Genomic DNA, 22,329 nt, shown 5'->3' with positions numbered 1-22,329 from the left:
GTTTACAGCTGGGCGGGTTGGTTTTTGAAAAGAGAGACGATATCTGCAGCCGAATCTAAAATGTGGTCGGCGCCGAGCTGCTGGAACTGTTCCGTGGTCAAGTGCCCCGTCAACACACCAACGCTGGTGACCCCGGCGCGCTGAGCAGAAATGACGTCCGCTTCTGTATCGCCTGAGCTGATGACTTCTGCGGTGTCCGTAATGCCGGCTTCTTCCATGACTTTTTGGATAAGCAATGGCTCTGGGCGGCCCTGCGCTACTTCATCACCGGCAGCAACAAAGTCGACGACGTTGTTATCCCAGCCCATAGCGCCCAGGATGATATCTACGATCTCGCGGGCGAAACCCGTGGTCAATCCAATTTTGACGCCCTGCTCACGCAATTGAGCAAACATCTCTTCAATGCCTTGCAATGGCGTTGGGGCATGTTCGGTATAGGTCCGTGCCAATTCTGCGCGGAACCACTGCCATGCGCGTTCGTGGACTTCCTGGGTGGGTTCAATGCCGCCAGCTTCTAAAAGCTTGCCGATGGCCCAGAATTTCTCCGTGCCCATGTACTGCTGGAAGACTTCGTCGCTGAACTGAGAGCCTTCCATCTCAGCGGCTTCCCGCAAGACACGATAGACCTCATCGCGGTCGTTGACGGTTGTGCCTGCCATATCGAAGATAGCGAGTTTAAACATGTACATTTCCTACTTTCAAAAATTAAGCGAATTGCTTTTAACGGACTGCTTTGCGCAGCCACATGGATAGAACTTCCACCGCCAGGACCACGGCCACCATGACGATGAGGATATAAGTCACCACATCGAATTGGTTTACGCGTGAGGCGTTGAGCAGCTGGAATCCGATACCGCCGGCACCGACCACATCCAACAGGGTTGCGGAGCGGATGTTGTTATCCAGCAAGTACAGGGTGTGTGCAACAAATGCTGGTGCTGCCTGGCGAATCGTGGAAGCGAAGAATACTTGAACGTTGCTGGCCCCTGCTGCGCGGACAGCTTCTTGGACATCCATGTCGGTTTCTTCAATGGAGTCTGCAACCAGCTTCGACAGCAGACCTACCGCGCCGAGCGACAGCGCCAGGGTTCCGGCGACCGCGCCTAGACCGGAGATAACCACGAAGACGATGGCCAAGATGAGCTCTGGGATTCCGCGGACCACCACGATAAAGATGCGGAAGGTGGAATTAACCCACTTATTCATCACCACGTTGCGCGCGGCTAACACTCCGATAGGAATGGCTAACACAGCACCGAGGAAGGTGGCGGCAAAGGCAATCTTCAAGGTATCAACCATCAGCAGGAAGATATCGGCTGCGATACCGCCAGATGATGGTGGCAAAAATAGCGCCAGGGTCGCGGGAAGTTCCGTCAGCCCCACGAGGAATTCACGCAGGGAGAGATCCACAGCGAACCAAGACAGTACGGTCAAGATAACAATCGTGGCCATAACGAGCACGCGGTTGACGCGCTCTGCGCTCCACGGCGGATTGATGCTCGTCGCAGGTGCAGCGACAGCTACTTGAGTCCCGTCGCCTTTTTTACCAAAGAGCTTGTCAGACCAGGTCTGGCGCCAGCTTGGTTTATTGGACGTGCGGTTCATGATGGCTGCACGTAGAGCGCCAGACAGCAGCTCGACTGCGATACACAGCAGCAGAACCACAATCGCGAGTGCCATGCCGCGTTGGTAGTCCAGAACACGCAGCGAGTCAGCGATTTCTTGACCAATGCCGCCGACGCCGACATAACCCAAAAGCACGGAGGTACGCAGGTTAATGTCGAAGCGGTGCAGCGCGGTAGCAATAATCTGCGGCATCAAGGTCTGCGGAATAGCAGACCAAATCTGCTGGTTGCGCCCGGCACCATTGGATTGAATGGCTTCCCGGGGGCCATCGTCAAGCTCTTCGATAGCATCTGAATACAGCTTGCCGATCATGCCGATGGAGTGCAGCCCCATGGCTAAGATGCCGCCGAGCGAACCCAGGCCGAAGACGCGGAGGAATAAGATGGCCAAAATCAGGTCTGGGATGGCGCGCATCAACACGATAAAGGCACGTGATAGCCAGTGCACCGTGGTATTCGGGCTGGTCGGGCGCGCTGCCCAGAGGGAAACAGGAACAGAAAGCACGACGGCTAACGCAGTGGCCAAAAAGACGATGGCCAGGGTTTCCACAATCATGGACGTCAGTTCCCCGATTGGTGGGAAATTCAACGGGAACATGCGGGAGACAAAGTTGACGGCATTATCTGCAGATTGCAGCAACGTTGGGATGTTGATGCCGATGGAATTGACGGACCAGGCTCCAGCGACGGCTAATCCTATAAGGACAATATAGGCCGCCATCTGGTTGATATTGCGGGGCTTTTTCGTCGCATTGTGCGACATATTTACAGTCGATGTCATGATTTAAGCTCCAGCAGCTGCAATTTCTTCGGAATGTGCTGGTGCCACTGCAACCGACTGATAAATCTCTTGTGCCGTCGCGGCGGTCATTCCGTCGGTGGACTGGTCAAAGCCGACCTTGCCGGCTTGCAGGCCAACGATGCGGTCAGCGAAGTCGATGGCCAACTGCACCTGGTGCAGGGAGGAAATCACGGTGAGGTTATCCTCTCGGCAGATTTGCTCCAACAAGGAAATAACGGCTCCGGAAGATACAGGATCCAATGCGGCTACTGGCTCATCGGCAAGCAAAATCTTGGGGTGCTGCATCAACGCACGCGCAATCGCGGCGCGCTGTTGCTGGCCACCGGATAAGGTATCCGCACGCTGGTGAGCACGTTCTGCCAAGCCCACGCGATCTAAGGTTTCCAATGCTTCCTGCTTGACTGACTTGGGGTAGCTCATCAACGACAAGCGTGGACCTTTAAGCCGTCCCAGTGCACCAGTGCAGACATTTTCCAGCACGGACATCGGACCGACCAAGTTGAAATCCTGGAAGATGAAGCCGATATCACGACGTAGTTCGCGAAGTTCCTTCTTTTTCAGCTCGGCAACATTTTGACCCAAGACGCGGACATTACCGGTGGTTGGAGCGTGCAAGCCATTGAGGTGGCGCAGCAGCGTCGATTTGCCGGAGCCGGATAGGCCCAACAGAACTGTGATTTCACCGGTGCGAAAGCCCAGCTTGACGTCGTCAAGGCCTTTGACTCCCCCGCCGAAATCTTTGGTGACATTATCTAATTGCACGGCGTATTGGTTGTCGAATTCGCGTTGCATCTCTGGAGTAACCATTGCTTTCCTCTGATTTCTTGTCTTGCTTAACCTACGGAGTTGCAGGCCTCGGCCTGGGTTTCTTCGCAGAGTTCACGGATGGAGTTGAAGTCTTCGTCAGTGACAGGGAGGTAGCCGTACTCAATGAGTTCTGGCAAGACGCAGTCATCTTCGGATTCACAAATGCCAGCTTCGACCAAGGCCGGCTTATTAGCCTTCTCGCGCAGGGCGGTCGTGATCTTGTCAGCAACTTCTGGGTCGATGGAATTGGAAATGGCGATTGGGTCTTCTGGGATGGGGTCAGATTCCCAGATGGAGCGCACTGCCCCATCTTCGAGCTGACCCGATTCCACCAAGGTCTCCAGCATGGCATCGTGTGCGAAAGCAACCTCGCAGTTACCGGAATCCAGCGAGAGCAATGACGCGTCATGACCGCCGGCAAGTACCTGAGTCATGTCATCATCCATGGATTTATCCGCGTCCATCAGCCCCTTCATGGGAACCAAGTAGCCGGAGGTTGATGCAGCGTCGACGAAGCATACTTCCTGGCCGTCGATATCTTCCAGGGAGTTGATGTCGGAGTCCTCACGGACATAGGCCAAGGAGGTATAAGCCGGTGCGGTGTCTTTGTCATTGGTGGGAGCGGCGACTGCTTCGATGTCCACGCCGGAATCCTTGGCGATGACGTAGGAGAACGGGCCGTAGGATGCCATGTCGATTTGGCCGGCGCGCTGGCCTTCAATGACTGCTGCGTAGTCGGAAGCGTTTTGGAATTCAATGCTCACGCCAGCTTCCTGCTCCAGCAGCTCCACGATATTGGCGAAGTCAGACTGCAGAGACTGTGAAGATTCAGCTGGGATGGCAGCGAAGGTCAACGTGTCACCGGTGGCTGCTTCGCCAGCGCCACAGGCAGCAAGGGCAGGGATTGCGAGAAGGGACGAGGCGACAAGTGCAGAGTTTCGGATGGTGCGGTTCATGATGGGAAATCCTTTAGACGGGGAGCTAGTTAGACAGGACAGCTCCAGCTCGTTTTTGCGTACAAAACTCATCTTGAAACATGCACACACCACTTGTCTAGTTTAGTGCCAAAGATTAATGTACAAACTACCTGGCGTTTACCAAAGTGAATTTAAAGTTGCCGCAAGATTTCCGCTGCAATGCCAAAAGACATGGTCATCCCAATGCCAGAGGCGACAACCGCCACCGTGGTTTGAGCATCAGGATTGTCCAAGATCAGGTTAGTTGACCGTGAATCCGCATAACTTCCCTGCCAGCGTTGCACCACGCGCGGATTTTCAATGCCCAGGTACGCGGTGGCTTTATCCATCAATAAGCTGGCGGTTTCCTGGTCAATGAACGGATTGGGCGAGTAGGCGTAGTCATGGGAATCGCCGATGAGCAAGTAATCATCAATGCCGGTGACCATGAGGTTGGCAATACAATCGACCAATTCCGGTTCGCGTTGCTGAAGGTCGGCGCGCAGCGCTTCCGCAGCTGGCACATTCGTAAACCCGTCATAGCGCGCCAGTGACGTACCCGTGAGCATGCCTAGGCCGGCAGGAATCTTGTCTGGACGTTCGATCAGCGCCATGGTCAGCGTGCACACGCGAAGATCAAACTTGTCTGCCAGCTCGGGAAAGAGCTGCGTGAGGCGGTAGTTCGGGCACACCACAACATGTGAGGCTTCAAAATCTCCACGGTTAGTGCCCACCTGGCCATCGGCCACGGAATGGACTTCATGGCGCCAGTTAAATTCCACGCCTTGCCCAGCCAGCCACTGTGCCAATTTCGGCGCAGCTTCTCGCGGATCCACGCGCATGTCCAGCGGCAGGTGTGCACCGCCCAGCGCTTGTAGCTTGGGATTGCCAATACCCTGGGCAACCTCTTCCCTGCTCAGAAGCTGGACTTGCTCCGCGCCGCGCTTGTTGTGAAATTCCTGCAAGACCTGCATTTCAGCCTCACTGACAGCAGGAATGAACGTGCCCGATTCATGCGCCCACAGCCCGGCGGCGGCAGCAGCACGCTTCCAACCTTCTCGGGATTTCATGGCCATATCCTGGACATCATCAGCCTGGCCAGTAAAGCAGGCGTGGCCAAAGTTTTGAATGGACGAGCCGACCGGCTGCGTCGAGCGGTCGATAACCCGGACGGAGAGGCCTTTTTCGTGGGCCAAGAACGCGGTGGCAAGGCCGACAATGCCGCCACCTACAACAATGACATCAGTTTTCATGGGCTTCATTTTGCCACCTGGACACCATAAAGAAATACTTGACCAAACAAGTTAAACTTCTGTTAACCTAGATGTTCATATTCCACCACCAGAAAGGGGTAAAGTGGCCGCAAAGCCCGTCATGAACGGCGAATCATTGATTCAATCAAAGTACATAACCACGGGATTTGGGCAATCTACCTGCACAAGTTACCAACCTGGCCATTCAACTAAGGAGCTTGTTCAATGAGCCGTAAACAGCAATACCAAATAGTGGCAGCGCACCTGCGCAAGCAGATTAAAAACGGAACGTTGCCGCCCGGGTCAGCAATTCCCTCTGAGGCAGAGCTTTGCCGCCAATTCGATTGCGCGCGGGGCACCATCCGGCAGGCCATTACCGCGCTGCGCAATGAAGGCCTAGTCTCTTCGGGGCAAGGTCGCCGCACTCGCGTATTAGATACCGTTCCCACGCAATCCTTCGATGGCGTCTTGTCCTTTTCGCAATGGTGTCATTCTTCTGGCGTGGAACCAGGACAGCAAACGCAATACGTGATGCGCCGGCCAGCGGATGCCGAACTGGCCGCGCATTTAGAACTTCCCGTCGGAACGCCGGTGGTCTCGGTCTACCGCTTGCGCTTAATGGATGGCGAGCCTGTCATGGTCGAGCGCCTTAATTACCCACTGGAGGTGGGCAAACACATCCTGACCTTTGATCCTGATTCAGGTTCTATCTACCAACGGCTGTTGGAGTCAGGTGTTGATATCAACTACGCCACGCGCACCATCGATGCCATCCCGGCAGAAAAAGATGATGCCGATCTCCTTGGCATTGCCCCAGGTACACCTATGCTTCGGGTTCGTCGCCGGGCTTTTACTCTCGATGGCACGCCGATCGAGGCTTCCGACGATCGTTACATCGGAACCGTTGCTAATTTCACCATCACCGCCACCCGCGGCAATCCAGCACCAGCAACGCTGATGGCATCCTCCACGGAAGATCATTCTGCAGAAGATCATCCTGTGGATTCCCCTAACGCGCACTCTGCTTAAAACCCCCGCGCCAGGCGCTGCTTCCAATTAGAGTGGATTCCAAGAATCGACGATGGAAGGTGCCACAATGACGCTGACTCATATTAATGCCCAACAGGTGAAAGAAGCGCTCACCCCCAAGCATGCGGTTGAGGCGCTGCGTGACTACCTCAAGCAGGGGTTTGAGCCTGCCACTGACTTGCCGCGAAGCAGAGCAGAAATCACCAACGGCGATTTCTTATTAATGCCGTCGAACTCCCCCACCGCCTTTGGCATCAAGCTCATTGCCGTTCCCGGCGAAACAGCAGACCCCAGCGTGCCTAGTGTCAACGGCACTTATGTGCTTTTCGATGGCCAGACGCTGCAACCTGCCGCCACCATTGACGGTGTCGCGCTGACCAACCTGCGCACACCAGCTGTCTCTCTGGCGGGCATATCGCACCTATTGACTGACTCTTCCGAACCTCTCAACGTCGCCATCTTCGGTGTAGGTTCCCAAGGCCGAGCACACGCAAAGACCGTGGAATCTGTTTGTGTAGGAATTCGCGATACTACTTTTACCTTTATCAGCCGCACCCAGCCCGATGACCTGGACAACTGGGAGCACGTGGGAAGCGATGGCGCTCGTGAGGCAACTCGAAATGCAGAGCTTATTTTAACGACCACCACTTCACCGCAGCCAGTGCTCGACGATGCCGACGTGCGCGACGACGCCATCATCGTCGCCGTGGGCTCGCACTCCCCTGAAGCACGCGAGCTTCCCGGCGCGCTAATGGCACGCGCCCACGTCATCATGGAAGAAGAAGGTGCAGCTTTCCGCGAAGCCGGCGATATTGTCATGGCGGTCGACGAAGGCAACCTCGCCGAAGATTCCCTCGTCAGCTTCGCCGATGTAGTTCGCGGTGATGCCTCAGTTGGCCGCGATAAGCCAGTGGTTTTCAAATTCACTGGCATGCCTTGGGAAGACTTGGTGTTGGCAGAAGCTATCCTCGCCAGAACATAGCTCCACGTCTGGTCTGCCAAGGGACGCGAGCAGTTACTCACACTTAGACACAATGCCTAGCTGCGCATACTCAGATGACAACATGCCCATCGCCATGTTTTCCTTCGGGCTCTCGGCAAAACCCAGATCCCGCCTATGATACCGTGCTTACAAGCGTTCAGCACCTCACACGTTGTTAGAACCATGAAGTAAATTACGGTAAGGGGAATTAGGCATGACCGCGCAAGTAGATGGAGAAACCATCGAAGGATCTGAAAGCGGGGACAGCGATTCCACCTCCACCTCGAATCGTCCCCCACAAAGCCAAGCGACCGAAGGGGCTGTGCCGGCGCCAACAGTAAATTACGGCAGCTCCCTCACGAAAGCAGAGCCCTACGGTACTGAAACAATTCCTGACGCAGAACGCCATGGACACCCGCGTTCTCAGTTCACGTTGTGGTTTGCCGCAAATATGGTGCTAGCAGTTCTCGTTTCAGGGTTCTTTGCAAGCTCTCTTGGCCTATCAATCGTTCAAGGCCTCACTGCGGTAGCGGTCGGCAGCCTCGCGGGATGTCTCGTCATGGGACTACTCGCCAGTATTGGCACACGATTCGGAGTGCCACAGCAGGTACAAGCGCGCGGCCCGATGGGCTATTTCGCCAATTTCGCACCAGTAGCGCTTCTGACTAACGTTTCGGCCATTGGTTGGGTCGCAGTCAACACGGTATTCGCAGTATTAGCGCTACAAGAGCTCTTTGCTATCCCATTTTGGATTGGGTCACTAATCCTGTTTGTGCTTCAATCGCTGTTCGCGGTGTGGGGCCATAATCTCATTCATCTCGTGAATAAGATTGCGACCGTCGTCCTCGCTTTGCTTTTCGCGGTAATCACCGTCCTAGCACTCACTGAGGTCGAAATCGGGGCTGCTAGCGAAGGCTCGCAAGGTGGAGAATTCTCTGACTGGGTGACCTTTTCCAGTTTCTTCTTCATCTACGTCATGACGTGGACTCCCTTTGCTTCAGATTTCTCGCGATATCTTCCACGCAACACCTCACAAAAGAAAATCGTTGCTTATACCGCAGTCGGAGGCTTCCTCTCCCTGCTCTGGTTGGGAAGCATCGGTGTCCTAGTCTCGAGTTTTGCTGGCGATCTCGGTGCGGTAGAGGCTGTTGCAGAACTGACAGGCTCGTGGGCTTGGCTCGCCATGCTGACCGTCGTAATTTCAACTATCCCAGTCAGTGCAATGAACCTTTATGGCGGAGCACTTTCGTTACTCACTATTCGAGTGCCGGTCAGCCGATCCGTAGGCGTTGCTATTACGGCCATCATAAGTTTTGGAATAACCCTACTGATGCAGGGAGATCCTTATGGGAGCTTCTACGACTTCTTATCGCTACTTGGGTACCTGGTCGTTCCATTCACAACGGTGCTCTTGGTCGACTATTTTGTCCGAACTCGTAACCGCATGCCCGAAGCCATCGCAGAGCTCGAGCAGTCTCATAGAGGCATTGCTTGGGGTGTAATCGCGTGGATCGCGGGCTGCTTGGTATCTGCCCTCTTTTGGACAACTCCACTCGGAACTGGCCCGTTCGCGCCACTCATCGAAGATGCTGGCGATGTCACTTACTTCATTGGAGCTGCCACATCAGTTCTCGTCTATCTCGCCATTCATGCTGCTCGCGGAAAGAATTCAAATATTAAATTGAGTTTTAAAAACCGACGCTCAACCGATACCGACTCTCCAGAACCTACGACCAAATCCCACAAAGAGACAAATTAATGACTACGCCTGAAAAACCCACCCACCCCGTGCTCGCCATAATCGATATGCAGGTAGCTTTTAGCGAAGCTGGAAGTGATTGGCTGATACCTCGTTACGCGGAAGTGGAAAATAACGTAGCCAAACTTGCCAATATGTTTGAGGACAAGGTGGTTTGGACAAAGTTCGTGAGAGCACCTGAAGAAGAAGGCGCATGGTCTGAGTACTATGACCGGTGGTCGTCATTCCGAGTTGACGAAGACTCTCGACAGTGGGATCTAACCTTGCTTCCCGCCGCTAATCATACTGTTATTTCACGACCCACCTTTTCCAAATGGGGCCCAGAACTTGCGGAATTAGCCCCGCTCGGAACACCCCTAGTCATCTGCGGAGTGGCTACAGACTGTTGTGTTCTAGCAACCGCTTTGGCAGCGATCGATGATGGACGCTCCGTGATCGTCTGTACGGATGCCTGCGGTGCCGTCAACGACTTAGCTCAAGAACAGACTCTAAGTGTGCTGAGCCTCTTGGCGCCCATGGTGAGGCTTACCACCACTGACGAAGTACTACAGATTTTAGAGCCTTCTGCAGCTTCTTAGAATTCTCAAATCTCTAACCACGGCTTCGGAGTCCCAGAACCAATCCCAGCATAATCAGTGAAAAGTAGCGTCTTAACCCGCTAAACAGCGTAGCTACGAGTCCACAGTTTTCGGGGCACCCAAGGGGTTCCTCCGCTAACAGGAGTCACCTGTACACGGGCGACTCCCCTGCTCGCAGACTTTGTTTTAACATTCGGAACTTTGCCCACAATTAGACCTGACAATGTCACCTAACAAATAGGGCAAATGACTCGAATCCACTACCCCCGCTACCCCCGCGCTCGTCACTCAAAATTCTTGACAATCACATCGTCCTACCCCATCAGGTGAAATAAATCTCCGCCAAACCGCAGGTTATAGACACTTTACTCTCGCGATATGTTTCTTAATTGACATTCTATACGCATCGAAATTGCGCGCAAATCTTGACGGCCGAGAAAAGAATCTGGAAAAACTATGTCATGTTCGATTGACGGGACATATTGGCACTGACACAATCATTTTCATTGGTGATGGGAGTCACTACCTGTACATCCTGTGCATGCTCCCTCCCTGGCTAACCTGGCCACCTAACACTTAGGAGTGAAAATGGTAAGTGCGTTCGCTGATACAGAAGGTCCTGAAACGAGCAGGAAACTTCCTCCTCTTACAGAAGGACCGTTTCGCAAAAGACTGTTCTACGTAGCACTGATTGCAACATTCGGCGGTCTACTCTTCGGATACGACACCGGGGTTATCAATGGTGCTCTTGCACCAATGACCCGCGAGCTAGGCCTCACAGCATTCACTGAAGGCGTTGTCACCTCATCACTTCTTTTCGGTGCAGCAGTCGGAGCAATGATTCTGGGCCGAGTCTCTGATAAATGGGGACGACGCAAGACAATCATTCTTCTGGCCGTCGCTTTCTTCGTCGGAGCGCTGGTCTGCGTCTTCACCCCCAACTTTGAAATCATGGTTCTCGGACGCGTGATTCTAGGTCTTGCAGTGGGTGGCGCTTCCACCGTTGTTCCCGTCTACCTGGCAGAGCTTGCCCCATTTGAAATTCGTGGCTCCCTCGCCGGCCGTAACGAGCTCATGATTGTCGTTGGCCAGCTGGCAGCATTCGTCATTAACGCCATCATCGGCAATATCTGGGGTCAACACGAAGGCGTGTGGCGCTACATGCTGGCTATCGCAGCCATTCCAGCAATCTGTCTGTTCTTCGGCATGCTCCGAGTCCCAGAGTCCCCGCGCTGGCTGGTCGATCAAGGTCGCATTGAAGAGGCACGAGAAGTTCTGAAAACCGTGCGCCCTCTCGACCGCGCAAATGCAGAAATTGCCGAGGTTCAGGAACTAGTTGAGGAAGAGAAAGAGGCTGAGAAATCGACAATCAGCTTCAAAGAGATTCTTTCCAATAAGTGGTTCGTACGCATTCTCATCGTTGGTATTGGCCTAGGCGTAGCCCAGCAGCTGACCGGCATTAACTCCATCATGTACTACGGCCAAGTTGTTCTGGTTGAGGCTGGCTTCTCTGAAAACGCTGCTCTTATCGCAAACATTGCTCCAGGTGTCATCGCCGTCGTCGGCGCATTCATCGCACTATGGATGATGGACCGCGTCAACCGCCGCACCACCCTCATTACCGGCTACACACTGACCACAATCTCCCACGTTCTCATCGGAATTGCGTCCTTCGCGTTCCCAGTCGGCGACCCACTCCGCCCCTACGTCATCCTCACCCTGGTCGTCATCTTTGTAGGCTCCATGCAAACCTTCTTGAACGTTGCAACGTGGGTCATGCTCTCTGAGCTCTTCCCACTGGCCATGCGTGGTGCAGCAATTGGTATCTCTGTATTCTTCCTCTGGATTACCAACGCATTCCTCGGCCTGTTCTTCCCATCATTGATGGAACTCGTCGGCCTGACTGGTACTTTCTTCCTCTTCGCAGGCGTCGGAGTCATCGCGCTCATCTTCATCTACGCGATGGTCCCGGAGACCCGCGGACGTACGCTGGAAGAAATTGATGAAGACGTCACCAGCGGTGTCATCTTTGACAAAAACGTCCGCAAAGGCAAGGTGAAGAACAACTAAATACTCAACCTCAACCCCACCGAAAGTCACAGCGTAAGGCCTCTGGAAAAGAACTCATCTTCCAGGGGCCTTATGCTACGTTTACCAGTTGCTGGTTCTACAGGATTTAATCTACTAAGTCCGGAAAGTGGTGCCTGCATCGACATCGATGCAGGCACCACTGATTATGGGGTTACAGTCGGCTACAGCTTCTGGCCATACGTCGTCGGTACATCTACGGGCTTGATATCCACCCACTGGCCAGATTCGGCGCTTTCAAGGGCTGCGTCAGCAACTTCAGCGGCTGCCCAGCCATCGCCAACCGATGGGGCATACTGCTTGTTTTCTACAACTGATTTGAGGAAGAGGTAAGCCTCAATTGCCTTGAGATTGTCGAAGCCCATACCTGTGCCGGCACCCGGTTGGAAACGCGAGAAATCTCCAAAGTTGGGACCAGACATAATCGTGCGATAACCATCGGCAGTGTCTGCGAACTCCAGCTCATTGAGGCGGTGGAAATTCCACCGCAGTGAGCCTCTAGTTCCGTAGACCTCGACAATATACTCAGCACGTGGACCAACGGCAACACGGCTCGATTCGAATACACCCAGCGCGCCAGATTCAAAGCGACCAAGGACTGCAGTGTAGTCCTCGTTTTCCACTTCACCTTTAGGAGCATCATCCGAGCCTTGGGAGAAGTGGCTGGCTGCTTTTGCTGAGGGAAGGGGTCGTTGTTGAATAAAGATGCCGTTGGTCGCTGTGACGGAATCAATCTTGCCCACGATGTACTGAGCTAAATCGAAGCCGTGAGACATCAAGTCTCCCAGCACGCCCGAGCCTGCGAGCTCTGCTTTAAAGCGCCACGTCAATGCACCAAGTGGGTCCGCTGAGTAGTCGGCTTTAAAGCTCACCCGTACGTTGGTGATTGTGCCAATCTCCCCGGCGTGGACCAGGCGGCGGGCCTCAGCAATGGCTGGGACATGGCGGTAGTTGAAACCGACCGACGTCACGAGACCCGCTTCATTGGCCCCTTGAGCAATTTCCTTGGACTCGGTGGCACTGCGGCCCATCGGCTTTTCAATCCAGAATGGTTTGCCAGCTTCAATGGCGGCCAGAGCGATTTCGTGGTGGAGAAAGTTCGGTGAGCATATTGACACCACATCGATGTCTGGATTGGCAAGTAGCTCTTTATAGTCGCTGACGGCATGTAAAAATCCCAGCGCCTCCGTGGCGTGGCGGCGACCGCCTTCATCAGGGTCGGCGGCGGTATGCAGAACGACATTTACCGGCAAATCGGAAAAGTGGTGCTTGACAGCCAGGTAGGAGCGGGAATGCAACCGGCCCATCCAGCCCAAGGAGATGACGCCAGCATTCAAGGTTCGTGATTCAACAGACATATTATTTCCTTCTTTAATGCGTAGGAGCCCGACCGCTTAGCTTTCTTAAGTGATCGGGCAGCTTCCAAGTATGGGATTGCTCCTTAGAGGGAGGACTCGAGTGCGTCATTGGCGGCGTTGAGAACATCCGCCGCGATCTTCACTCCTTCTTCTCTTCCTAGTTCAACATCCTCGTGCTCAATATTGACGAGCATCTCTGGGTCAACGCGGTGCAAGGCACGAAGGAATTCCGTCCAGTACGCCTGATCGTGGCCCTTGCCCAATGCCACGAAGTCCCAAGCAGAGTTCTGTGGCCACTCATTAGCCCATTCATCACCGCCGAGGTTTGTGCGTTCCTCGGAGGGATCCAGGCGACGGAAACTGTTATCCAGCACGCCGTTGAGCTGGACCCATTCCTTGTTAATACGCACGTCTTTCGCTGCGGCATGGAAAATCAGCTCGCCTAGGTGGTCAATGACAGCGATGGGTTCCATTTGCTGCCAAAACAGGTGTGACGCATCCAATTCCACGCCCACGTTGGTCGCACCGGTCAGCTCAATGAGCTTGTGGACATCAGCAGAATTGAAGACTAGGTTCTGCGGGTGCAGCTCAAGCGCTACTTTGACGCCGTGGTCGGCTGCGAGCCGGTCAGTTTCCCGCCAGAAGTCAGCGGCAATATCCCACTGATAATCCAGCACGTCCAAAGCGGCAGAGTTCCAGGCGTTAACAATCCAGTTTGGTCGCCGCGTATCCGGCTCACCGCCAGGTAACCCAGACATGGTCACCACGCGGGTCTGCCCCAAGCGCTCTGCCAAACGGATGGAACGGCGAACATCTTCAGCATGCTTGTCCCTGATAGCTTTATTCGGGTGCAATGGGTTGCCGTTGCAGTTCAGCCCGTAGATATCAACGCCGGTTCCTTCGAACTGGCCGAGGAATTCGTCGCGTGCATCGTCACTTTCGAGAATGTCGTCGAAAGTTGGGATGTGCTTGGCCGGCAGGAAACCACCCGTATTGAGCTCAATCCCCGTTAGCCCAGCATCTTGGATTGCTTGGAGTGCCTCAGGCAAGCTGCGATCGTGGAAGATTGCATTATATAGTCCAAGTTTCATAAATCGTTTCCTTCTTTCCTAGACGTTCACGCGAGCGTTGCTCTGGGCGGGAACTGGGACGGTTGCTCCATTGTCTGCGGCGGACTGGGAGACTGCATCGATAAGCTGCATGTTGTGCAGGCCCTCTGCCAACGTGGCGCAACGAGGAAGGCTGTCTTTTTCGGCAATCCCTGCGACCTCTTCAAGGAATGCGCGAGCCTGGAACACGAAGCCTTCGTTTTGGCCCAAGCCAACGCCTGGCGCGTCCATGGCAAGACCACCGCGCCAATATGGGTGGTTAGGTCCGAGCGTGATGGTCCGGTAGCCGGCTTCCTGGGAAGTATCGGTCGAGGTCGATGGGGTGAAGATGTGGAATTCGCCGGGTTTGCGGAAATCGAAAAGTACCGAGCCTTTCTCACAAAATAGTTCGAAGCCTAGCGTATTGGGGTGACCCTGGGAGATGCGCGTGACCTGAATGGTTGCGGTGCCGCCGCCGGCGAAGTTGCCGGAAAATGATGCTACGTCGTCATTTTCAACTGCCTCATATTCATCCGATACCGCTCCTCCCTCGTGGCCCACGACAGCGCCAAGTGGCTTTGGACGCTCGGTGATAACGGTAGATAGCTGACCACCACGGACCTCAGAGAAATCCGAGCCGGCGACAAACTCCGCAAGGTAGGTCAGGTGGCTGCCGACATCCGCCAGTGCGCCGGAACCATTAGGCCCCTTGTAGCGCCAGCTGATCGGTGCTTGTGGGTTGGAGCCATAGTCAGTCCAGTAGTGCCCGGAGAAGTGCAAGACCTTGCCGAGTTCTCCAGAGAGCACGAGGTCGCGAATGTGCGCAACCGCTGGTGAACGGCGATACGTCAAGCCAATGCGCGCGATAAGACCTTTGGATTCGGCGTCTTCTGCGGCGCGAATCATAGCTTGTGCGTCCTCAATATTGTCCGAAAGCGGCTTTTCACACAGGACATGCTTGCCAGATGCCAACAGTGCTTCGACGATGTCACGGTGCAGGAAATTCGCGACAACCACGCTGACCACGTCGATGTCATCTGCTTCAACGATTGCTTGCCACGAGGTGTCGTAGCGCTCAAAGCCAAAGCGAGCAGCGGTGGTCTTAGCCAAGTCCTCGTTGGCATCAGCAATAGATACCAAGCGAACTTTGGGCAAGGTGCTGTCGTAGGTGGCCGGTGCGGTCAAATACCCCGCTGCGTGGGCTTTGCCAGCCATGCCAGCGCCAATGACAGCGACGCGGATTTCATTAGCGTTGGTTTGATTAGTGACTTGCTCAGTCATATTTCTTCCCCTCGAGAGGTGTGTACTGGTTTACGAAGCTCCTGTAATGTGATGTGAAGCAATGTTTGGAGCGTTCCAATAAAACTATATTTGAAACTATGTCCTGTCAATAGGCCAAAGGTAGAATTATTTAAATGAGCAGAGCACGACCCACAATTTATGACGTTGCCAAAGAAGCAGGAGTCTCTAAATCCCTTGTTTCCTTGGTTCTTCGCAACTCCCCCAGCGTGAGCGCACGCTCCACGAAAGCGGTCAATGACGCCATCAATAAGCTGGGCTACCAGCCAAATCGTGCTGCTTCCGATCTTGCAGCCAAGCACCGCAATCTCATCGCGGTACTCATTGATGACTATTCCAACCCGTGGTTTATTGACATGCTGCAAGCACTCAGTGAAGTGCTCACCCCACAGGGATACCGGCTTTCGGTTATTGATTCTTTAACCGCTGGTTCCGATACCGACCCGATTACGCACGCGCTGACGATGCGCCCCGATGGCATCATCATTGCTCAAGATATTGCCGAGAAATCCCTCCCGGACAACATGCCGCCTTTTGTGGTTGCCGGCACGAGGTTCACACCCGTCGACACGGCAAGTTCGTCGTCGAAACGTGCTGTCTCCAACGATGACTTCCTGGGCGCAAAGATTGCGACAGAGCACCTCATCTCGCTAGGACATACAGACATCGCGCACATCAACGTCCACAGTGGCGCTGGCCAAAAGCGCTTGGCAAGCTATGTCTCCACCATGCGCGACAATGGGTTGCAGCCAATCCTCAATGAGACACCAGGTCCAGCAACCGAGCGTTTTGGCTACGACACAGCCATGGAGCTGTTGGAAGAAAATCCGGGCATAACGGCGATTTTCGCCTCCAACGACATCACAGCCATTGGTGTTTTAGGTGCGGCGCGCACTCGTGGACTCCACGTGCCGCGCGAGCTTTCCGTCGTAGGCTATGACAACACTCCCCTAGCGCAGTCACGTCTCATTGATTTAACCACCATTGATGACAACAGTATTGGGGTCGGCCGCAATGCGGCACTGTTGTTGCTGAACAAACTCGATGCGAATAACACCTTTGCCGATGTCGACCACACGTTAGTCCCGCAGCTCATCATTCGTGGCACTAGTGCGAAACCACGCTCTGATTAAAGTCGGATGCTTCGGCGTTCTTCCGCACTTTTAACCACGGCATCGAGGACTTTCAAGACTTCGACTCCTTGCCACGCAGGCACGGGACCAGCAGTCTTATTTTCAACGGCGAAGGCGAACTCATCATAGAAGTTTGTGTAATCTCCCTGCTCTGAACGTATGGTCTCCACGCCTTCGGGGGTTCGCAATTGTCCCCAGCGGTCATGCGATTCATAACCCCAGGCATCACGCTTGCCTGCTGGGCGTTGGCCCTTCTTGATCGCTTCTGCCTGAACATCACGGTAATCGGAGACATATGCACCCCGCTCACCGGCTAAGCGCAGCTCACGGGAGACGAGCCAGTCCACTTTGCTGGCAGAAATCATCGATACCGCAGCCGAGCCGTGCTCAATGATGATGCGAAAGCGCTTATCCGTTCGTCCTTCTGGCAATCCGATATGGCATACATGCGCTGTGACTTCATATGCGGATCCCATCAGCGTTAATGCCTGGTCCACCACATGTGTGCCTAAGTCCCTGAGCAACCCGCCATGAAAACCAGGCTCGAGTGATTCCGGCTCGTCCAAATCGAAGCGCAGATCCAAGCTGCGTAACTGGCCAAGCTGCTGTTTGACCTTCATCGCGGTAACAAAGTCGGTGTCGTAGCGTCGATTGTGGAAGACATTCAACAACACACCGGCGTTATCTGCTGCATCGACCAACTCCTGCGCTGCCTGTGCATTGGGCGCAAACGGTTTATCAGCAACCACCGCTACTCCTGCATCGATAGCTTCGAGAACTAATTCGCGGCGCGTGTCAGGCGGGGTGGAAATAACCACGGCATCTACGCCTAATCCGATGAGATCTGACAGCGAATCCACTGCGGGTACCTCCGGGAAATCTTCGGCAACTTTAGCTTTAGAACTTTCCGAACGCGCGACAACACCGACTAGCTCACAGTGTGGGGAGGCTTCAATATAGGGCGCGTGGAAATAGCGTCCCCCGGTTCCATAACCAACCAGTCCAATGCGAATATTCATTATTTGTCACTTACTTTCTCATCGTTATTTTTGTCTTCAAGCTAGCTTTTGGGTGTTCTTTTCCTGGTTTTACCAGTGCACTATCTCCGCCACCGGCAGGCAACGCTGCCGCACCGATAAGAGGAATCAGAAATAGGGCTGCTGCCATGGGAAATGCCCAGGCAAAAGATGGTGCTAGCGATATGGCAATAACCGCCACAGCGATGCCAATGGACATTCCTAGTTGGTGCAGCGTGGCAGAAAGAACGTTGGCGTTATTAGTTTGCTCTTTTCCAATATCAACGAACTGCAAGGTGTTATAGGCGCTAAACCCGAGCGAACGCAGCGCACCAGAGATAAAGAGCAGCGTCGCAATGATGAACAACGGGGTATCGGCAGTGATGAAGAGAAAAGAGGCCAAGACGACTGCGCCGGCGGCATTAGAGAAGATAAGCACTGGTTTAAAGGCAAATCTACGAATGAGCGGCGTAGTAAATGGCTTAATCGCGACATTGCCGGCGAACAAGGCCACGACCATCGCGCCAGCCATGGTGGCAGACCAGCCGAAGGAGACCTGGAACAGCAGCGTAAACATGAATGGAACCGCGGTAATTACCAGCCGATAGATACTGCCGGAAGAATTGCCAACGCGAAACGTTGGAACACGCAGCACGCTGAGGTCAAAAATTCTGCCTGGGGTTCGCAGCCACCGGATGATAAACGCGGTGACAATGACAGCGATGCCGACCAAAATGCTCGTGATTAATCCACGGTGTTCTACATCCGCCGTGAGCAGTTCCGCGCCAACGGTCAGCGCAACCATGATGATGGCGACGCCGAGAAAGCCCACGACGTCGAATCGTCCGGTGGGCACTTTTGTGTCTTTAGGCAGTACTGCAAGACCGACAAAGACGGCGATGATTCCCAGCGGTACATTGAGGAAGAAAATCCAGCGCCAGCCCATGGTGTCTGTGATGACACCGCCCAGCACCGGTGCGATGACAGGAGCAACCAGCGCAGGCCAGGTCAAAAATGCAATGGCATCTAAATAGTCTTTGGGGTCGGTTCCACGGATCACCGCTAGCCTGCCCACGGGAACAATTATCGCACCACCGAGACCTTGAATGATTCGAGCGGCGATAAGTACCGAGAGATTCGGTGCCAGCCCACACAATAGCGATGCTGCGGTGAATACCACCAGAGCCACTAGAAACACTGGTCGTACCCCAAAACGATCCGAGAGCCAACCAGTGGCAGGAATACCTACCGCTGCGGCCACGAGATAGGACACCAGAACGAAACTAACCTGCCCCGGTCCGACACCGAAGTCCGCTGCGATAGCGGGAACAGCGGTGGTCAGAATTGTTCCATCGAGGATTTCGAGGAAAAGCGCACCGGCCGCGAGCAGTGCGATGGGAACGCTAAATGACCTGCTTTGAGCCATGAGCACGTTCCTTTCTTGGGGAAAGTCTGTCACGAGATCATCGATTGTGGGGACATACAAAAAGATCGAGGAGCCCCACTATGTCCGGAGGGCTCCCCTACTTTCAACACTTCAATTCTGTCTACGCTACGCGTTGTCAACCAGTTCTTGGATCTTATTGAGCTGGTAGCGCGAGACTTCTGAATAGTCTTCGTCTTCTGCGAACACGTTGGACACCAATAGGGCGTCTTCGCGCTCGAGGTAGCCAGTGTCACGCAGCAGGCGGAAAAGCTCGTCGAAGTCCACATCGCCGTCACCAATCTTCAAGTGCTGGTGCACGCGCACTGCATTACCTGGTGGGTTGGTGATATAACGCAGGCCGTGGGATTTGTGATGGTCAAAAGAATCCGACAGGTACACAGCACCCAGGCGGTCACCGAGGGAAGTAATAATCCCCTCGGCCTGATTGCCCATGTGAAAGCTGTGCGGAGCGACGTAGACAAACCCAACTTGCTTGGAGTTCAAGCCGCGGATCACACGCCATGCTTCTACCCCATCTTCCACGAAATCATCCGGGTGCGGGTCAATGTTGAACTTAATCCCCTCACGTTCCAGAATCGGCAGCAGCTCTTCCATGGAGCGGTAGAAACCAGCTTCGGATTCCTCAGGGCGTTCTGGGCGGCCAGAGAATTCCGTGTTGATGGTGTCGACTTCCAGGTCAACTGCAATCTGGATGATGCGCTTGAGATTGCGAATCGCAGCCACCCGTAGATCCTCATCCGGCCAAGATAAACGCTGCACCGGCAAAATCGCTGGAATTTCTACGCCTGCGTCCTTAGCGCGCTTCTTCAATGCTTGGACTAAGTCATCGTCAGCTTTTGGGTGGCGAAAGAAGGGACCGAAGTCCACATGCGGGGTGATCTGCATGTACTTATATCCCAAACGCGCGGTGACATCTGGAAAGTCCAGTAAGTCATGGTCATGATGCAGTGGCGTGGGGTCAAAAGCAATGCGAACCATAGGGGCTCTCCTTATTAAAGGTTGGTGTTGAAAACTTCCGCAGGAAATTTCCAAGAAACGTTAGGCGTAAAAGTCCGGGCGTGGCTCAGCCTCAACTGGGATGATTCCCCCTTCTTCCAAAGCTTTGACTCCGGCTTCGCACGACAATGCCACGAGGTAGCCATCCCACGCATTCGGGCCAGCAACCAAGGTGCCATCATGTACAGCATTGACCCACGATTGGATCTGACGGTCATAGGCAGTGGCGAAGCGAGTAGTAAAGTCCTCATGGTCTTTGACGGAGAACTGCCCGGCGCTCCACCGCTGGATTCCGGCAGGCTGGCCAATGCGAGCTAGGCCTTGTTCAAAGACGGCCTCAGTTGTTACCTGGTAGCCAAACTGCACGTTGACGTTCATCTCTACATCCACGAGAACGCCGTTTTCTAGTTCCATGAGCACGATGATGGGTTCTTTCAACCCAGAATGCGACAAAGAACTGGTCTTGGGATATCGCACTTCCACATTGACTACGCGCGATTCGGCCAACCATGGGATAACGTCAAACTCATGGACAACGGAGTCTGTAATCAGCATGGACTGGTGGTAGTTCTCCCCCACGGTCGGGTTGCGGTGTACCGCGTGCAGCATCAAAAGCTCACCGGCATCTTTGGCCGCCACCAGCTTGCGTAGTTCGTTGTATTCCGGGTCAAAGCGACGCATGAAGCCCACCTGAATATGTGGCTTGTCCAGCTTTTGTTCCAGTTCCACAATGCGCAAGGAGGATTCCGAATCAGGAGTCAGCGGCTTTTCGCACAGAATCGGAAGCCCTGCTTCTAGTGCTGGAATCAGCACTGGCTCGTGGAACTGGCCAGGTACAGCGATCAGTACGGCATCGACGGCATCGGCAGCGATGGCATCTTCGATTTTGGCGAAGGTTTGTGCACCCGGTGCGTTCTCCGCCGCTTTGGCAGTACGTCCAGCATCCGGTTCCACGATTGCAGAAACGAATGCGCCCGAGGTGCGGTTGTTGATACGATCGATATGGTCAGCACCCATGGCACCGGCACCAACGACGCCGACGCGAAGACTTTTAGTCATGAGAATTCCTTAACTTTTAAACCTTGAAGGTTGGTTGGTTGAATGACTGGTTTTACTTGATCCGAGCGAAGTGGGTGCAGCCGAAAATGTGCTTGCGGGTGCGCTCGGCGATTGGGAATGGGTAGTCAACATCGCAGCCGTACATGTCCTGCTCCACGATGGCGAAAATACCCGAGTCGATCTTGGAGACGGCCTCAATGATCGGTGCCAGGTCTGGAACACCGTGTGGCGGCTCCACCATGATGCCCTGGGCCACTGCGTCTGCGAAGGGCACGTCATTTTTGAGGACATCAAAGAGCAGGCTGGGGTCTACTTGCTTAAGGTGCAGGTAGCCAATGCGCTCTGGATGGTCTTCGATGAGCTTGACGTTGTCACCGCCATAATAGGCAAAGTGGCCGGTATCCAGGCACAAGTTGGTGTAGCGTGGGTCGGTTTCTTCCAAGAAGCGCAAGACTTCGCGGGTGGTACCGATGTGGCTGTCAGCGTGGGAGTGGAATTGTTGTTTCATTCCAAATTCTTCCAGCAGCGCCTTGCCCAGGCGGTCATGTCCAGCGGCGAGCTTGGCCCACTTTTCATCATCAAGGGTGCGGGATTCAAGGACCTCGTTGTTGGCATCAGAACGCCAGAGGTCTGGGATGACCACGAGGTGTTCAGCACCGAGTTTCGACGCCAGGCCGGCGACATCCAGTGCTTGGTCCCAGGCGCGCTGCCATTGTTCTTCGCCCTTGTGGAAACCGGTAAATACGGTGCCAGCAGATAGTTTCAGGTTGCGCTTGCCCAGTTCATCTTCGAGCTGCTGAGGATCCGTGGGGAGATAGCCATACGGGCCGAGTTCAATCCAGGTGTAGCCAGCTTTGACCACCTCATCCAAGAAACGGTCCCATGGAACCTGCTTTGGGGCATCGGGGAACCACACACCCCAGGAGTCAGGTGCGGTGCCGATGCGCAGGCCGGGGTTGTCGCCAGCGACAGAGGCGGCTTTGGTGCCGGAAGGTACAGAAGTAGTCATTGTTTTTCCTATCGAGTGTGGATTCATTCTTGCGTTGCTTGGCGG

At 54.3% G+C, this 22,329-nt stretch carries 19 protein-coding genes; 6 read left to right on the top strand and 13 right to left on the bottom strand.

Annotated elements, in window-relative coordinates:
* Window positions 1-2 precede the first annotated feature (2 nt).
* From CAMM_RS03570 to CAMM_RS03550, 5 genes are all read right to left on the bottom strand, one after another.
* Window positions 3-683: an HAD hydrolase-like protein gene (locus CAMM_RS03570; protein WP_040356345.1), complete on the bottom strand. Its 681-nt coding sequence runs from the start codon at window positions 681-683 to the stop codon at window positions 3-5.
* Between the two features lie 37 nt (window positions 684-720).
* A complete protein-coding gene (phnE, locus tag CAMM_RS03565; RefSeq protein WP_050759905.1) occupies window positions 721-2,406 on the bottom strand; it encodes a phosphonate ABC transporter, permease protein PhnE in 1,686 nt (561 codons plus the stop codon).
* 3 nt (window positions 2,407-2,409) lie between these two features.
* Window positions 2,410-3,234, bottom strand: a complete 825-nt coding sequence (gene phnC, locus CAMM_RS03560; RefSeq protein WP_003849516.1) for a phosphonate ABC transporter ATP-binding protein — start codon at window positions 3,232-3,234, stop codon at window positions 2,410-2,412.
* A 26-nt stretch (window positions 3,235-3,260) separates the two neighbouring features.
* A complete protein-coding gene (locus CAMM_RS03555; protein WP_075761518.1) occupies window positions 3,261-4,190 on the bottom strand; it encodes a phosphate/phosphite/phosphonate ABC transporter substrate-binding protein in 930 nt (309 codons plus the stop codon).
* Between the two features lie 152 nt (window positions 4,191-4,342).
* Entirely contained in the window at window positions 4,343-5,452 is a 1,110-nt protein-coding gene (locus CAMM_RS03550; protein ID WP_003849518.1) for a TIGR03364 family FAD-dependent oxidoreductase, read from the bottom strand.
* A gap of 216 nt (window positions 5,453-5,668) precedes the next feature.
* On the opposite strand from CAMM_RS03550, the gene CAMM_RS03545 reads away from it, so the two are divergent.
* The 5 genes from CAMM_RS03545 to CAMM_RS03525 all read left to right on the top strand — a co-directional run bounded on the left by CAMM_RS03545 (window position 5,669) and on the right by CAMM_RS03525 (window position 11,861).
* Entirely contained in the window at window positions 5,669-6,472 is an 804-nt protein-coding gene (locus tag CAMM_RS03545) for a GntR family transcriptional regulator (RefSeq protein ID WP_003849519.1), read from the top strand.
* Between the two features lie 67 nt (window positions 6,473-6,539).
* Window positions 6,540-7,454, top strand: a complete 915-nt coding sequence (locus CAMM_RS03540; protein ID WP_040356346.1) for an ornithine cyclodeaminase family protein — start codon at window positions 6,540-6,542, stop codon at window positions 7,452-7,454.
* 214 nt (window positions 7,455-7,668) lie between these two features.
* Window positions 7,669-9,213 carry a purine-cytosine permease family protein gene (locus CAMM_RS03535; protein WP_003849521.1) on the top strand — a complete coding sequence of 515 codons (1,545 nt, stop codon included), beginning with the start codon at window positions 7,669-7,671 and terminating at the stop codon, window positions 9,211-9,213.
* Window positions 9,213-9,791 carry a cysteine hydrolase family protein gene (locus CAMM_RS03530; RefSeq protein WP_003849522.1) on the top strand — a complete coding sequence of 193 codons (579 nt, stop codon included), beginning with the start codon at window positions 9,213-9,215 and terminating at the stop codon, window positions 9,789-9,791. The genes CAMM_RS03535 and CAMM_RS03530 overlap by 1 nt, the downstream gene beginning before the upstream one ends.
* 588 nt (window positions 9,792-10,379) lie before the next feature.
* Window positions 10,380-11,861, top strand: a complete 1,482-nt coding sequence (locus CAMM_RS03525) for a sugar porter family MFS transporter (RefSeq protein WP_003849524.1) — start codon at window positions 10,380-10,382, stop codon at window positions 11,859-11,861.
* A gap of 182 nt (window positions 11,862-12,043) precedes the next feature.
* Here the strand turns inward: CAMM_RS03525 and CAMM_RS03520 are convergent, their stop codons facing one another.
* The 3 genes from CAMM_RS03520 to CAMM_RS03510 all read right to left on the bottom strand — a co-directional run bounded on the left by CAMM_RS03520 (window position 12,044) and on the right by CAMM_RS03510 (window position 15,606).
* Window positions 12,044-13,237 carry a Gfo/Idh/MocA family protein gene (locus CAMM_RS03520; RefSeq protein ID WP_003849526.1) on the bottom strand — a complete coding sequence of 398 codons (1,194 nt, stop codon included), beginning with the start codon at window positions 13,235-13,237 and terminating at the stop codon, window positions 12,044-12,046.
* An 83-nt stretch (window positions 13,238-13,320) separates the two neighbouring features.
* Window positions 13,321-14,328: a sugar phosphate isomerase/epimerase family protein gene (locus CAMM_RS03515; protein ID WP_003849527.1), complete on the bottom strand. Its 1,008-nt coding sequence runs from the start codon at window positions 14,326-14,328 to the stop codon at window positions 13,321-13,323.
* An 18-nt stretch (window positions 14,329-14,346) separates the two neighbouring features.
* Complete coding sequence (locus CAMM_RS03510) at window positions 14,347-15,606, bottom strand: Gfo/Idh/MocA family protein (protein ID WP_003849529.1); 1,260 nt, start codon at window positions 15,604-15,606, stop codon at window positions 14,347-14,349.
* A gap of 134 nt (window positions 15,607-15,740) precedes the next feature.
* Here CAMM_RS03510 and CAMM_RS03505 point away from each other — a divergent pair, with 134 nt between their 5' ends.
* Window positions 15,741-16,757 carry a LacI family DNA-binding transcriptional regulator gene (locus tag CAMM_RS03505; RefSeq protein WP_003849531.1) on the top strand — a complete coding sequence of 339 codons (1,017 nt, stop codon included), beginning with the start codon at window positions 15,741-15,743 and terminating at the stop codon, window positions 16,755-16,757.
* Here the strand turns inward: CAMM_RS03505 and CAMM_RS03500 are convergent.
* The 5 genes from CAMM_RS03500 to CAMM_RS03480 form a co-directional block, all read right to left on the bottom strand.
* Window positions 16,754-17,776 (bottom strand): Gfo/Idh/MocA family oxidoreductase, encoded by a 1,023-nt coding sequence (locus CAMM_RS03500; RefSeq protein ID WP_003849533.1) that lies wholly within the window; start codon window positions 17,774-17,776, stop codon window positions 16,754-16,756. The two genes, CAMM_RS03505 and CAMM_RS03500, sit on opposite strands and share 4 nt — an antisense overlap.
* Before the next feature lie 10 nt (window positions 17,777-17,786).
* Window positions 17,787-19,199, bottom strand: coding sequence for an MFS transporter (locus CAMM_RS03495; RefSeq protein WP_050759906.1), 1,413 nt, complete (start codon window positions 19,197-19,199; stop codon window positions 17,787-17,789).
* Window positions 19,200-19,325: 126 nt separating this feature from the next.
* Window positions 19,326-20,198 carry a sugar phosphate isomerase/epimerase family protein gene (locus tag CAMM_RS03490; protein ID WP_003849537.1) on the bottom strand — a complete coding sequence of 291 codons (873 nt, stop codon included), beginning with the start codon at window positions 20,196-20,198 and terminating at the stop codon, window positions 19,326-19,328.
* A 60-nt stretch (window positions 20,199-20,258) separates the two neighbouring features.
* Window positions 20,259-21,275, bottom strand: coding sequence for a Gfo/Idh/MocA family protein (locus tag CAMM_RS03485; protein WP_003849539.1), 1,017 nt, complete (start codon window positions 21,273-21,275; stop codon window positions 20,259-20,261).
* 52 nt (window positions 21,276-21,327) lie between these two features.
* The gene (locus CAMM_RS03480) at window positions 21,328-22,284 is read right to left on the bottom strand and encodes a sugar phosphate isomerase/epimerase family protein (protein WP_003849540.1); all 957 of its coding nucleotides are present in this window, start codon (window positions 22,282-22,284) and stop codon (window positions 21,328-21,330) included.
* Between the last annotated feature and the right edge of the window lie 45 nt (window positions 22,285-22,329).

Source organism: Corynebacterium ammoniagenes DSM 20306 (genome assembly GCF_001941425.1).
Lineage (GTDB): Bacteria > Actinomycetota > Actinomycetes > Mycobacteriales > Mycobacteriaceae > Corynebacterium > Corynebacterium ammoniagenes.
The sequence above is the reverse complement of the archived record's forward strand: the minus strand, read 5'-3'. Positions and strand labels throughout refer to the sequence as shown.